Annotated in this window: 11 protein-coding genes and 1 tRNA gene; 2 read left to right on the top strand and 10 right to left on the bottom strand. The window is 67.7% G+C overall.

Annotated elements, in window-relative coordinates:
* Positions 1–26: 26 nt before the first annotated feature.
* The 10 genes from rpoB to BKI49_RS22105 form a co-directional block, all read right to left on the bottom strand.
* Entirely contained in the window at positions 27–3,512 is a 3,486-nt protein-coding gene (gene rpoB, locus BKI49_RS22155) for a DNA-directed RNA polymerase subunit beta (protein WP_095936034.1), read from the bottom strand.
* Positions 3,513–4,173: 661 nt separating this feature from the next.
* Positions 4,174–4,557 (bottom strand): 50S ribosomal protein L7/L12, encoded by a 384-nt coding sequence (gene rplL / locus BKI49_RS22145; RefSeq protein WP_095936033.1) that lies wholly within the window; start codon positions 4,555–4,557, stop codon positions 4,174–4,176.
* A gap of 113 nt (positions 4,558–4,670) precedes the next feature.
* Positions 4,671–5,201 (bottom strand): 50S ribosomal protein L10, encoded by a 531-nt coding sequence (gene rplJ, locus BKI49_RS22140; RefSeq protein ID WP_028805112.1) that lies wholly within the window; start codon positions 5,199–5,201, stop codon positions 4,671–4,673.
* A 384-nt stretch (positions 5,202–5,585) separates the two neighbouring features.
* Positions 5,586–6,449, bottom strand: a complete 864-nt coding sequence (locus BKI49_RS22135; RefSeq protein WP_143658490.1) for an SCO4651 family lipoprotein — start codon at positions 6,447–6,449, stop codon at positions 5,586–5,588.
* 202 nt (positions 6,450–6,651) lie between these two features.
* Complete coding sequence (locus BKI49_RS22130) at positions 6,652–7,566, bottom strand: SCO4651 family lipoprotein (protein WP_095936031.1); 915 nt, start codon at positions 7,564–7,566, stop codon at positions 6,652–6,654.
* 167 nt (positions 7,567–7,733) lie between these two features.
* Positions 7,734–8,459, bottom strand: a complete 726-nt coding sequence (rplA, locus tag BKI49_RS22125) for a 50S ribosomal protein L1 (RefSeq protein WP_028805115.1) — start codon at positions 8,457–8,459, stop codon at positions 7,734–7,736.
* Positions 8,460–8,535: 76 nt separating this feature from the next.
* Positions 8,536–8,970, bottom strand: coding sequence for a 50S ribosomal protein L11 (gene rplK / locus BKI49_RS22120; RefSeq protein ID WP_028805116.1), 435 nt, complete (start codon positions 8,968–8,970; stop codon positions 8,536–8,538).
* A 192-nt stretch (positions 8,971–9,162) separates the two neighbouring features.
* On the bottom strand, positions 9,163–10,023 hold the full coding sequence (gene nusG / locus BKI49_RS22115; RefSeq protein WP_095936030.1) for a transcription termination/antitermination protein NusG: 861 nt from the start codon (positions 10,021–10,023) through the stop codon (positions 9,163–9,165).
* A gap of 77 nt (positions 10,024–10,100) precedes the next feature.
* Entirely contained in the window at positions 10,101–10,382 is a 282-nt protein-coding gene (secE, locus tag BKI49_RS22110; protein WP_028805118.1) for a preprotein translocase subunit SecE, read from the bottom strand.
* A gap of 107 nt (positions 10,383–10,489) precedes the next feature.
* A tRNA-Trp gene (locus BKI49_RS22105) sits at positions 10,490–10,562 on the bottom strand.
* A gap of 248 nt (positions 10,563–10,810) precedes the next feature.
* Between BKI49_RS22105 and BKI49_RS22100 the strand changes: the two genes are divergently transcribed.
* Complete coding sequence (locus BKI49_RS22100) at positions 10,811–12,037, top strand: pyridoxal phosphate-dependent aminotransferase (RefSeq protein ID WP_179332533.1); 1,227 nt, start codon at positions 10,811–10,813, stop codon at positions 12,035–12,037.
* A 225-nt stretch (positions 12,038–12,262) separates the two neighbouring features.
* Positions 12,263–13,294, top strand: coding sequence for an adenosine deaminase (locus BKI49_RS22095; RefSeq protein WP_095936028.1), 1,032 nt, complete (start codon positions 12,263–12,265; stop codon positions 13,292–13,294).
* The last annotated feature ends 99 nt before the right edge of the window (positions 13,295–13,393 follow it).

The raw sequence follows: 13,393 nt of genomic DNA, 5'->3' as shown, positions 1-13,393 counted from the left end.
TCTTGTCGAACCCGGCCGGACTCCCGTCAGACCTCTTCGACGCTGCTCGGCTCGCGCCGGGACAGGTCGATGCCGAGCTCCTCCGCCGCGCGGAAGACGTCCTCGTCGGTGTCACGCATTTCGATGGACATACCGTCGCTGGACAGCACCTCCACGTTCAGGCAGAGAGACTGCATCTCCTTGATGAGCACCTTGAAGGACTCGGGGATGCCGGGCTCGGGGATGTTCTCGCCCTTGACGATGGCCTCGTAGACCTTCACTCGGCCGGTGACGTCGTCGGACTTGATGGTCAGCAGCTCCTGGAGGGCGTACGCGGCGCCGTAAGCCTCAAGCGCCCACACCTCCATCTCACCGAAGCGCTGGCCACCGAACTGGGCCTTACCACCCAGCGGCTGCTGGGTGATCATCGAGTACGGACCGGTCGAACGGGCGTGCAGCTTGTCGTCGACCAGGTGGTGCAGCTTGAGGATGTACATGTACCCGACCGAGATCGGGTCCGGGAACGGCTCGCCGGAGCGGCCGTCGAACAGCCTCGCCTTACCGGTCGGGAGCACCATGCGCTCGCCGTCGCGGTTCGGGATGGTGTGCTGCAGCAGGCCCGCGAGCTCGTCCTCACGCGCACCGTCGAAGACCGGGGTGGCGACGTTGGTGCGCGGGGCGACCTGGTCGGCACCGATGGCCTGCAGGCGCTGCGCCCACTCGTCGGCCAGGCCGGAGACGTCCCAGCCGCGGCTGGCGAGCCAGCCGAGGTGGATCTCCAGGACCTGTCCCGGGTTCATTCGGGACGGCACACCGAGGGGGTTGAGGATGATGTCGACCGGGGTGCCGTCCTCGAGGAACGGCATGTCCTCGATCGGCAGGATCTTGGAGATGACACCCTTGTTGCCGTGACGGCCGGCGAGCTTGTCACCGTCCGTGATCTTGCGCTTCTGCGCCACGTAGACACGAACCAGCTGGTTCACGCCCGGCGGCAGCTCGTCGCCCTCCTCACGGTCGAAGACGCGGACGCCGATGACCTTGCCGGTCTCGCCGTGCGGCACCTTCAGGGAGGTGTCGCGGACCTCGCGGGCCTTCTCACCGAAGATCGCGCGGAGCAGGCGCTCCTCCGGGGTCAGCTCGGTCTCACCCTTGGGGGTCACCTTGCCGACGAGGATGTCGCCGGCGATGACCTCGGCACCGATGCGGATGATGCCGCGCTCGTCGAGGTCGGCGAGGACCTCCTCGGAGACGTTCGGGATGTCCCGGGTGATCTCCTCGGGGCCGAGCTTGGTGTCACGGGCGTCGACCTCGTGCTCCTCGATGTGGATCGAGGAGAGGACGTCGTCCTGCACGAGGCGCTGCGACAGGATGATCGCGTCCTCGTAGTTGTGACCCTCCCACGGCATGAACGCCACGAGCAGGTTCTTGCCGAGCGCCATCTCGCCGTTCTCGGTCGCCGGGCCGTCGGCCAGGACCTGGCCGGCGATGACCCGGGCGCCCTCGTCCACGACAACCTTCTGGTTGACGGAGGTGCCCTGGTTGGAGCGGGAGAACTTCGCGAGGCGGTACGTGGTGTACGTGCCGTCGTCGTTGGCGGTGGTGATGTAGTCCGCGGAGACCTCCTGGACCACACCGTCCTTCTCCGACTTGAGCACGTCGCCGGCGTCGACGGCGCAGCGGTACTCCATGCCGGTGCCGACGAGCGGCGCCTCGGACTTAATCAGCGGCACGGCCTGACGCATCATGTTCGCGCCCATGAGGGCACGGTTGGCGTCGTCGTGCTCGAGGAACGGGATCATGGCGGTCGCGACCGACACCATCTGGCGCGGCGAGACGTCCATGTAGTCGACGTCGTCACCGGGGACGTAGTCGACCTCTCCGCCACGACGGCGGACCAGGACGCGGGACTCCTCGAAGCGGAGCTCGTCCGTCAGCGGCGCGTTGGCCTGCGCGATGACGAAGCGGTCCTCTTCGTCGGCGGTCAGGTAGTCGACCTCGTCGGTGACGACACCCTCGACGACCTTGCGGTACGGCGTCTCGACGAAGCCGAACGCGTTGACGCGGCCGTAGGAGGCGAGCGAGCCGATCAGACCGATGTTCGGGCCTTCGGGCGTCTCGATCGGGCACATGCGGCCGTAGTGCGAGGGGTGCACGTCACGGACCTCGAAGCCGGCCCGCTCACGGGACAGACCACCCGGGCCGAGCGCGGACAGACGACGCTTGTGCGTCAGCCCGGACAGCGGGTTGTTCTGGTCCATGAACTGCGACAGCTGGCTGGTGCCGAAGAACTCCTTGATGGAGGCGACGACCGGCCGGATGTTGATCAGGGTCTGCGGCGTGATCGCCTCGACGTCCTGGGTCGTCATGCGCTCGCGGACGACGCGCTCCATACGAGCCAGACCCGTGCGGACCTGGTTCTGGATGAGCTCGCCGACGTTGCGCAGACGACGGTTGCCGAAGTGGTCGATGTCGTCGGTCTCGACGACGATCGACGTGCCGTTGTCACCGACGGTCTCGGTCTCACCGGCGTGCAGCTTCACCAGGTACTTGATCGTCGAGATGATGTCCTCGACGGTCAGGATGCCGGCGTCGAGCGGGGCGTCGCCGCCCAGCTTCTTGTTGACCTTGTAGCGGCCGACCTTCGCGAGGTCGTAGCGCTTCGGGTTGAAGTAGAGGTTCTCGAGCAGCGTCTGCGCGGCCTCACGCGTGGGGGGCTCGCCCGGACGCAGCTTGCGGTAGATGTCGAGCAGCGCGTCGTCCTGGCCCTGGGTGTGGTCCTTCTCCAGGGTGGCGCGCATGGACTCGTACTCGCCGAACTCCTCGAGGATCTGCTCGGTCGTCCAACCGAGGGCCTTGAGCAGGACGGTCACGGACTGCTTGCGCTTGCGGTCGATGCGCACACCGACCATGTCGCGCTTGTCGATCTCCATCTCCAGCCAGGCGCCCCGGGACGGGATGACCTTGGCCGAGAAGATGTCCTTGTCGGACGTCTTGTCGATGGAGGAGTCGAAGTAGACGCCCGGCGAGCGGACGAGCTGCGACACCACGACACGCTCGGTGCCGTTGATGACGAAGGTGCCCTTGTTGGTCATGAGCGGGAAGTCGCCCATGAAGACCGTCTGGGACTTGATCTCGCCGGTCTCGTTGTTGGTGAACTCGGCGGTGACGAAGAGCGGGGCCGCGTACGTGAAGTCGCGCTCCTTGCACTCGTCGATGGAGTTCTTCGGGGGCTCGAAGCGGTGGTCGCGGAACGTCAGCGACATCGACCCGGAGAAGTCCTCGATCGGGGAGATCTCCTCGAAGATCTCCTCCAGACCGGACTTCGTGGGGACGTCCTGTCCGTTGTCCAGAGCCGCCTCGACACGAGCCTTCCACGCGTCGTTGCCGAGCAGCCAGTCGAAGCTCTCGGTTTGCAACGCAAGAAGGTTCGGAACCTCAAGGGGCTCCTTGATCTTTGCAAAGGAGATGCGCAGCGGGGCGGTGCTGGCGCCGTTGTTCGTATTCGCGGTCGAGGCAGTGCGCGAGGCGGCCAAGAGGGGGTCCTTCCGAGGGCTCGGACTCACTACGCGCGTACCGGTCCCATGCTGGACACAGAGAGAGGCCGTTCCCGAATCAGCCGAACAAGGCCAGGTCAGGGACGATTCAATCGTCGGTGCTCATACACGGGCATGCCCCTGGTGACGGGCAGGAGGCAGCTAACAGGCAGCGCAAAGGGTCAGTGTAGCCACAAGGCCCACTGATGTCCAGTCCCGGTTTTTGAGACCCTCGTTGTTCTCAACACCTGCGGCAAGCCACGCCCTCAATGCACATCGATACTGCCCTCTTCGTCGTCGATCCATGCCTCGGATTCGGATCGTTGTGACGACGCGTCCTGAGAATTGCGCGCTGCGTGCGGTTCGTCAAGGCCCCCCATGCCCCAAGCAAGTGCCGCGATCGTCACGTGCGACACCTCTTGCAACCCGTCTTGCGGCCCGTCACAGGGCGGGCGGAGGCACAACGAAGATCACCATACTCGTCGCCACCGACAGCGCAAGGCAGCCGCCGCGGCGACCCCCTGGAACGCCGAAGAGCGACCACCCAGTTGGGTGATCGCTCTTCAGTGCGTCAGCGTTACAGCGCCGCCGGAACGCCTCGTGGCGCCGCCGGAGAGAGCTGCTTCAGCTCGCGGGTACGGTCCGCGGGGACCGTGAGGTCTTACTTGACCTCGACGGCCGCACCGGCGCCCTTGAGGGCCTCGGCAGCCTTGTCCGCGGCCTCCTTGTTGACCTTCTCCAGGACCGGCTTCGGGGTGCCGTCGACGAGGTCCTTGGCCTCCTTCAGACCCAGGGAGGTCAGCTCGCGCACGACCTTGATGACCTGGATCTTCTTGTCGCCGGCGCCCGTGAGGATGACGTCGAACTCGTCCTTCTCCTCAGCGGCCTCGGCCGGGGCACCGGGGGCGCCCGGGGCGGCAACGGCGACGGCCGCGGCGGCGGTGACGTCGAACTTCTCCTCGAAGGCCTTCACGAACTCGGAGAGCTCGATGAGGGTCATCTCCTCGAACTGAGCGAGCAGGTCTTCCTGGCTGAGCTTCGCCATGATGGGCGATCCTTCCACTAATTCGGCTGGTGCCGGATGTACATGTCGGCGGGCGTACTTTCGGCCCGCTTCGACCGTCGCCTCAGGCGGCGTCGGTCAACGTGCGAGCCGAATTACTCGGCACCGCCCTGCTCGTCCTGCTTGGCACGAAGAGCGTCCACGGTGCGGACGAGCTTCGAGGGAAGCGCCTGGAAGAGCTGCGCAGTCTGCGTCTGCTTGCCCTTGAAGGCACCCGCCAGCTTGGCGAGCAGAACCTCGCGGGACTCGAGGTCCGCAAGCTTCTTGATCTCGTCGGCGGACAGCGCCTTGCCGTCAAGGACACCGCCCTTGATGACGAGGTTCGGGTTGTCCTTGGCGAAGTCACGAAGACCCTTCGCCGACACCACCGGGTCACCGGTGATGAAAGCGACCGCCGTCGGACCGTTGAACAGGTCGTCGAGCGTGGAGATCCCGGCCTCGTTGGCCGCAATCTTGGTCAGCGTGTTCTTCACCACGGCGTACTGGGCGTCGTCACCGAGCGAACGACGCAGCGTCTTGAGCTGCGCCACGGTGAGACCCCGGTACTCGGTCAGCACAGCGGCGTTCGAGCTGCGGAACTGGTCCGCGAGCTCGGCTACCGCGGCAGCCTTGTCGGGCCTTGCCATAGAGCGTGGCCTCCTTCCGGGTGATGAGGACCGCTCGGAAGGGGCTGGGGAAAACGAAACGCCCCGGCGCAGGCGCTCGGGGCGTAGCTCGACCGGTACGTTCACTTGCTGGGCAAGCGGACTCCGGGAGCACATCCACAGTCACCTGCGCGGGTCGTCCGCAGTTCAGCGGATCCTTCGGCCACCACGTCCTCTTACGAGCACACGGCAACGACCAGCGGTCTTTGGCTTCTGGAGAACAGTACGTGAAGGGGGCGCCGCCGAGCAAATCCGTCAAGGGGCGCTCCCCCGGGACCCACGGGCCGGCACTCACCGGCCCCGGAACGGGGCGGGCGGGCCGGGGCCGGGGCCGGGACCCGACGGGTCCGGCCGGCCCGCGGCGGGTCAGCCCTGGGCGCCCTTCAGCATCTCGGCGAGGTCGACGGTGTCACCGGCGGCCGGGGCCTTGATCGACACCGGCTTGTTGAAGTCGAGGAAGGTGATGGTCACGTCGAACGGGCCCTTGTCCGCGTCGGCGCGCGTGCGGAACTGCTTGGTGTGGTCGTCGCCGTCGATCCACATGTCCATCGTGAGCTTGTCGATGCCCAGGTCCTCGTACTGCTTGAGGCTCTTCTCGCGGCGCTCGCGGGTCGACTTCTTCTCGTCCTTGAAGCTCGCGCGCAGGGCGTCGAGGGTGATCGTGCCCTTGTAGTGGGTGGTCTCGACGCCGTCGACCTTCTCGGCGCCGACCTTCTTCACGTCCTTGGAGCCGGACAGGAAGGTGGACTCCTGGGCGGGGTTCTGGTCGGCCTGGTCGGAGAGCTTGCTCGCGTCGAACCCCGGGGAGCCGTCCCCGCGCTCGGCCATCCCGGACATGTCGAACTTCATCCAGTGCTTGCCGTCGAGTTCCTTGGCGGCGTCCTCGCCCCCGCCCAGGTACATGGCCTTGTCGACGATCCGCAGCTCCGTCGTGCCGCCGTCCTGGCCGGACGCCGTGATCTTCATGCTCATGGCCAGCGGCTCCATGTTCATCGCCGCGGTGGCCTTGACCCGGCCCGACTCCGGGACCGTGCCGCTCATCCGGTAGCGCAGCGACGTGATGTCCTCGCTGTTCTTGGCCGCTCTGGCGACGGCCGCGGCGGGTGCCATCTTCGGCTCGTCCTCGGCCTTCGACTTGGAGCAGCCGACAGCGCCGCCGCCGAGGACCAGCGCGGCCAGCGCCGCTCCGGTCGCCCCGCGTCGCACGGTTGCGCGAACAGAAATCCCCATGCTTCCCCCCAGGAAACACTTGAGTGATACACAGACTGGCCGTGAGCGTATCCCAAGGGGTGCGGGTGGTCCTCTTGAATTCCTGTGGGGCGGACGGGGCGGGCGGGAGCCGGCTCGGGCGGGCGCGGGGCAGAGCGAGGCCCCGCGTGCCCGGGGCCGGGCGGGGGTGCGGCGCGCACGCCGCACCCGCCGACGCCGGTTCTCAGGAGCTGGTGCCGCCGGTCGCGCCCTGCTGCTGCATGAGGTCCTTGAAGTCGGCGGTGTCGCCGGCCGGCGGCTCCTCGGCCGAGACCTTCACGCCGTAGTCGCTGTAGTAGGCCGTGGAGGACATGGTGCCGGTGGACAGCTCGCCCTTCTCGACCTTCTTGACCAGCAGGTCGTCGCCGTTGACCCAGATGTCGATCTGCTCCGTGCTGACGCCGGCCTGGGTGAGCTGCTTCTTCAGGTCGGCCAGCTGGCCGGCGCTGAGGCTGGAGTTCTTGGTGGCGAGGTCCGCGACGTCCACGGTGCCGGAGTAGTGCGTGGCCTGCTCGCCGCGCACCGTCTCCTCGCCGACCTTGCGGACGTCGCCGGAGGCCAGCAGGAGCTTCACGGACTGGTTCGGCGTGGTGTTCTGCATCTGGTCCTTCAGATACGCGCCGGAGCCGCCGCCGAGCTTGGCGAGGTCGTCGTACCCGTACCGGATCCAGTGCTTGCCGCCCGCCTGCTGGGCGAACTTGTCGCTCATCCGCGCGTAGTAGGCGTCGGGCAGGTAGCGGGCCTGCATCGACGTGCTGCCCGTCTGACGCATCGTGTCGGCCATGGTGCCGCCGGTGTACGTGATGGTCAGGTTGCCGGTGAGGCCGTCGGCCCAGCCCATGACTCCGTCGGCCTTCATGGACATCAGCGTGCCCATGGTCGTCGTCGACTCGACCTTGGCGGAGTCGGCGGAGTCGGTGGACTTCTCCGCGGAGCGCAGGGCGGCTACGGGACTGACGTGCGTGGTGCCCTTGTGCACCGCCTTGTCGTCCTTGCCGGAGCCCCCCGAGGAGTCCGAGGAATTGCAGGCGGCCACCCCTGTCAGCGCGCTGACCAGCGCGATCGAGAGGGTCACGCGACGCACGGTCGTGCTCTTCATTCGTCCCACCCCTATGCGAAATCTGTGTCCTGCACGCTAGCGCAGCCCACTGACACACGTATCCGGATTCTTCGTCCGCAGACATGGACGGGCCCCGCACCTCGAAAGGTTGCGGGGCCCGTGTCAAGAACGCGTGCGCGACGCGGTCACCGGGGTGAGCTCAGGGCTCAGACGGCGGCCGGGTCCTCCTCGACGAGGAGGTTGCGGGTGCGGTTCGGGTCGACCGGAACGCCGGGGCCGATCGTGGTGCTGATCGCGGCCTTCTTGATGTAGCGACCCTTGGCGGCCGACGGCTTCAGACGAAGGATCTCTTCGAGCGCGGCGCCGTAGTTCTCCACCAGCTTGGTGTCGTCGAAGGACACCTTGCCGATGATGAAGTGCAGGTTCGAGTGCTTGTCGACGCGGAACTCGATCTTGCCACCCTTGATCTCGGTGACAGCCTTCGCGACGTCCGGGGTCACGGTGCCGGTCTTGGGGTTCGGCATGAGACCACGGGGACCGAGGACACGGCCGAGGCGACCGACCTTGCCCATGAGGTCCGGGGTGGCGACGACGGCGTCGAAGTCCAGACGGCCCTTCGCCACCTCGTCGATCAGCTCGTCGGAGCCGACGATGTCGGCGCCCGCGGCAGTCGCGGCCTCGGCACGCTCACCGGTCGCGAAGACCAGGACCCGGGCGGTCTTGCCGGTGCCGTGCGGGAGGTTCACGGTGCCACGGACCATCTGGTCGGCCTTGCGCGGGTCGACACCCAGACGGAAGGCGACCTCGACGGTGCCGTCGAACTTGGTCGTGGAGGTCTCCTTGGCGAGGCGGACGGCCTCGAGCGGGGCGTAGAGCTTGTCCCGGTCGACCTTGGCGTCCGCAGCGCGGAGAGACTTGCTGCGCTTGCTCACTACTGCTCCTGATGTGTTCTGAGGAGTCGTGGTGCGGGCCGAGCAGGCCCTTCCACGGTTGTCCTGAAGGTGGGTGTCAGCCCTCGACCGTGATGCCCATGGAACGGGCGGTGCCGGCGATGATCTTCGCGGCGGCGTCCAGGTCGTTGGCGTTGAGGTCGGGCATCTTGGTGGTGGCGATCTCGCGGACCTGCGCCTCGGTGATCTTGGCGACCTTGGTCTTGTGCGGCTCGCCGGAGCCCTTCTCGACACCCGCGGCCTTGAGGATCATCTTGGCGGCCGGCGGCGTCTTGGTGATGAAGGTGAAGGAACGGTCCTCGTAGACCGTGATCTCCACCGGGATGACCCAACCGCGCTGCGACTCGGTCGCGGCGTTGTAGGCCTTGCAGAACTCCATGATGTTGACGCCGTGCTGACCCAGCGCCGGGCCGACCGGCGGAGCCGGGTTGGCGGCGCCGGCCTGGATCTGGAGCTTGATGAGCCCCGTGACCTTCTTCTTCTTGGGAGGCATGTGCTCTCTCCGGGTCCTAGTGAGAGTTTTCAGCTTCCGTCCGGTTCATCCGGATGGAGGCATACCGCACAACGATAACGGGTATCCTCGCGCGGCCAAAAACCGAGCAGGTCAGACGGTCTCCCGCAAGCGGGAGGTGCCCCCAGTGAGAGCCCGTCTGACCTGTTCGGAAGCAGTGGATCCGAAAGAACGTCAGTTCTTCTGGATCTGGTCGAAGGAGAGCTCGACCGGGGTCTCGCGGCCGAAGATCTCGACGAGGCCCTTGACCTTCTTCGAGTCGGCGTTGATCTCGTTGATGGTCGCCTGCAGCGTGGCGAAGGGGCCGTCGGTGACGGTGACCGAGTCGCCGACCTCGAAGTCCAGCACCTGGACCTCGACCTTGCGCTGCGGGGCGGGCTTGCCCTCGGCCTCGGCGGCCTCGCGGGCCGCCTTCTCCTCGGCCTCGGGTGCGAGCATCTTGACGATCTCGTCCAGGGTCAGCGGGTACGGGTCGTAGGCGTTGCCCACGAAGCCGGTGACGCCGGGAGTGTTGCGGACGACACCCCAGGACTCGTTCGTCAGGTCCATGCGGACCAGGACGTAGCCCGGGAGCTTGTTCTGCTTGATCGTCTTGCGCTCGCCGTTCTTGATCTGCGCGACCTCTTCCTGCGGCACCTCGGCCTGGAAGATGAAGTCCTCGACGTTCAGCGAGACGGCGCGCTGTTCGAGGTTGGTCTTCACGCGGTTCTCGTAACCGGCGTAGGTGTGGATGACGTACCACTCGCCGGGGAGGGTGCGCAGTTCCTCGCGCAGCGCGGTGACGGGGTCGACGGGCTCGGCCTCTTCCTCGGCCTCTTCCTCGTCGAGGGCCTCCTCGGAGACCTCTTCGTCCTCGACGTCCTCACCGGACTCGTCCTCGACGTGGAGGGCGTCCTCTTCGGCGGGCTCGCCGGCTTCGGCGTCGGCAGCGTCGACCTCGTCCGGGTCCTCGGTGTCCGCGCCCTCCACGATGTCGAGCTCGTCCTCGACGGACTCGACCGACTCGGAGGCGTCGTTCAGGTTCGGGTCAGACACGGTGGCTGCTTCTTCCTGGATGCATGGGGGTGGAACACGCGAAAGGGGCGCCGGTGACGGCGCCCTTCGCTCTCGGCTCAGCCGAAGACGTACTTGGCGGCGTGGTTGAGCCCATAGTCAATCACGGTCACCAAGGCGATCATGATGACAACGAAGACAATCACCACTGTGGTGTACGTCGTCAGCTGGTTGCGAGTCGGCCAGACGACCTTGCGGAGCTCCGCGATGATCTGGCGGTAGAAGGTGGCAAGGCGCTTCAGCGGGCCCTGCTTGGCACGCTTACCGCCCTTGCGGGGCTTCTTCTTGGACTCGGGCGCCTCGGCATCAGGCATGTCGATGGAGCCCACGGCGTCCGTCACTCGTCCTCACCTGATTCCGGGTCGTGGCCGTGCCGCGCCCGGTTGAGCCGCACGGCGGTGCATTGCAGTACGTACATGCGCACACATCCTGGCGAAGGAGTGTGTAGCAGGGCCGGAGGGACTTGAACCCCCAACCGCTGGTTTTGGAGACCAGTGCTCTACCAATTGAGCTACGACCCTTTGATTTCCCCCAACGTACCGCATTCGCCCGGGTGCTCGTTGTGCACCGGGTGAGTGCGGCCGGTGAAGGCCAACGAGGTGAGAGTGTACGTGCTCCTGGGCCGGGCGTCGAACAGAAAGTGTCCGCACGGGCCTCCCATGACGAAGATCCACTGGTGAGCCGTCCGGATCCGGACGGATGTTCTGTGGATGTTCAGTCCGTGAAACCCGCGTGCCGGGGGCGTTTCGGGTCTGAAACGATGGGTGCCATGAGCGCTGCAACCCCTCCCACCGAGCGCCGGGTCTCCGCCCGAGTCGGCGCGATCTCCGAGTCCGCCACCCTCGCCGTGGACGCCAAGGCCAAGGCCCTCAAGGCCGCCGGGCGTCCGGTGATCGGCTTCGGCGCCGGTGAGCCCGACTTCCCGACCCCGGGCTACATCGTCGAGGCCGCCATCGAGGCGTGCAAGAACCCGAAGTACCACCGCTACACGCCGGCCGGGGGTCTGCCCGAGCTGAAGTCCGCCATCGCGGCGAAGACCCTGCGCGACTCCGGCTACGAGGTGGAGGCCGCCCAGGTCCTGGTCACCAACGGCGGCAAGCAGGCCATCTACGAGGCCTTCGCCGCGATCCTCGACCCGGGCGACGAGGTCATCGTCCCGGCGCCGTACTGGACGACGTACCCGGAGTCGATCCGTCTCGCCGGCGGTGTGCCGGTGGAGGTCGTCGCCGACGAGACCACCGGCTACCGCGTCTCGGTCGAGCAGCTGGAGGCCGCCCGCACCGAGAACACGAAGGTGCTGCTGTTCGTCTCCCCGTCGAACCCGACCGGTGCGGTCTACACCCGCGAGCAGATCGAGGAGATCGGCCGCTGGGCCGCCGAGAAGGGCCTGTGGGTCCTGACCGACGAGATCTACGAGCACCTGGTCTACGGGGACGCCGAGTTCCACTCGCTGCCGGTGGTCGTGCCCGAGCTGCGCGACAAGTGCATCGTGGTCAACGGCGTCGCCAAGACGTACGCGATGACCGGCTGGCGCGTGGGCTGGGTCATCGGCCCGAAGGACGTCGTCAAGGCCGCGACGAACCTCCAGTCGCACGCCACGTCCAACGTCTCCAACGTGGCGCAGGTCGCCGCGCTCGCCGCCGTCTCGGGCGGCCTGGAGGCCGTCGCCGAGATGCGCGAGGCCTTCGACCGCCGCCGCAAGACCATCGTGCGCATGCTGAACGAGATCGACGGCGTGCTCTGCCCGGAGCCCGAGGGCGCCTTCTACGCGTACCCGTCGGTCAAGGGCCTGCTCGGCAAGGAGATCCGCGGCAAGCGCCCGCAGGACACCGTCGAGCTGGCCGCGCTGATCCTGGAGGAGGCCGAGGTCGCGGTCGTCCCGGGCGAGGCCTTCGGCACGCCGGGCTACCTGCGTCTGTCGTACGCCCTCGGTGACGAGGACCTCGTCGAGGGTGTCTCGCGGATCCAGAAGCTGCTGGCCGAGGCGCGGGACTGACGTTCTCGTACGCCCTCGGGGGCGTCGTTCTCGATGTCGCGCTGCACGCGCGTGTGCGGGCCGTTTCCCTTCGGGGAGGCGGCCCGTCCGCTTGGGGCGCCCCGGCCGGCAGGCCCGGTCGGGTGCCGTCCGGCCGCGGGGAGCCGGCCCGTTCGTCCGTGCGATCAAGGCCACTAAAGAGGAAACAGCTACCGGGAGGGCGGGGAGGTGCGGCAGGATCCTGGGATGGAGCGTGTACGTGATGTCTCTGAGCTGCCGAAAGCCCATCTGCACCTGCACTTCACCGGTTCGATGCGGTCCACCACCCTGCTGGAGCTGGCCGACAAATACGGTGTCCGGCTGCCGGAGGCGCTGACCGACGCGCTGACCAGCGGGGAGCCGCCGAAACTGCGGGCGACCGACGAGCGCGGCTGGTTCCGCTTCCAGCGCCTGTACGACGCGGCCCGCTCGTGTCTGAGGGAGCCCGAGGACATCCAGCGGCTGGTCCGCGAGGCCGCCGAGGAGGATCTGCGGGACGGCTCGGGCTGGCTGGAGATCCAGGTCGACCCGACGTCGTACGCCCCGCGTCTGGGCGGGCTCATCCCGGCGCTGGAGGTGATCCTGGACGCGGTGGACTCGGCGGTGCGGGACACCGGTCTCGGGATGCGCGTCCTGGTGGCCGCGAACCGGATGAAGCACCCGCTGGACGCCCGTACGCTGGCCCGTCTCGCGGTGCGCTACGCGGGCCGGGGCATCGTCGGTTTCGGGCTCTCCAACGACGAACGGCGCGGCATGGCGCGGGACTTCGACCGGGCCTTCGCCATCGCGCGCGACGGCGGGCTGCTGTCCGCCCCGCACGGCGGGGAGCTGACCGGCCCGGCCTCGGTGCGTGACTGCCTGGACGACCTGCACGCCTCCCGGATCGGCCACGGGGTGCGGGCCGCGGAGGACCCGCGGCTGCTGAAGCGCCTCGCGGACCGCCAGGTCACCTGTGAGGTGTGTCCGGCCTCGAACGTCGCCCTGGGCGTCTACGAGAAGCCCGAGGACGTCCCCCTGCGCACTTTGTTCGAGGCGGGCGTCCCGATGGCGCTCGGCGCCGACGATCCGCTGCTCTTCGGTTCCCGCCTGGCCGCCCAGTACGACATCGCCCGCCGCCACCACGCCTTCACGGACGCGGAGCTGGCCGAGCTGGCGCGCCAGTCCATCCGCGGTTCGGCGGCCCCGGAGGACGTACGGGCGAAGCTGCTGGCGGGGGTCGACGACTGGCTGACGTCCTGAGGGGCCGCGCGCCGCTGTCCGGAGCGTGCCGGGCCGCCGCGTCCCGGGCGTGAGGCTGTGCCGCGCCCGCGCCCGCGCCCGCGCGCGCCGGGCGGGCCG

Source organism: Streptomyces sp. Tue6028, from assembly GCF_002300165.1.
In the GTDB taxonomy this organism is placed as follows: Bacteria; Actinomycetota; Actinomycetes; order Streptomycetales; family Streptomycetaceae; genus Streptomyces; species Streptomyces siamensis.
This window is presented reverse-complemented; position numbering and strand designations above follow the sequence as displayed.

Excerpts from the sequence above, each read along its gene's own strand:
- BKI49_RS22100 (WP_179332533.1), top strand. The coding sequence starts at position 10,811 with ATGAGCGCTGCAACCCCTCCCACCGAGCGCCGGGTCTCCGCCCGAGTC.
- BKI49_RS22095 (WP_095936028.1), top strand. The coding sequence starts at position 12,263 with ATGGAGCGTGTACGTGATGTCTCTGAGCTGCCGAAAGCCCATCTGCAC.
- rplL (WP_095936033.1), bottom strand. The coding sequence starts at position 4,557 with ATGGCGAAGCTCAGCCAGGAAGACCTGCTCGCTCAGTTCGAGGAGATG.
- BKI49_RS22135 (WP_143658490.1), bottom strand. The coding sequence starts at position 6,449 with ATGGGGATTTCTGTTCGCGCAACCGTGCGACGCGGGGCGACCGGAGCG.
- BKI49_RS22130 (WP_095936031.1), bottom strand. The coding sequence starts at position 7,566 with ATGAAGAGCACGACCGTGCGTCGCGTGACCCTCTCGATCGCGCTGGTC.
- rplJ (WP_028805112.1), bottom strand. The coding sequence starts at position 5,201 with ATGGCAAGGCCCGACAAGGCTGCCGCGGTAGCCGAGCTCGCGGACCAG.
- rplK (WP_028805116.1), bottom strand. The coding sequence starts at position 8,970 with ATGCCTCCCAAGAAGAAGAAGGTCACGGGGCTCATCAAGCTCCAGATC.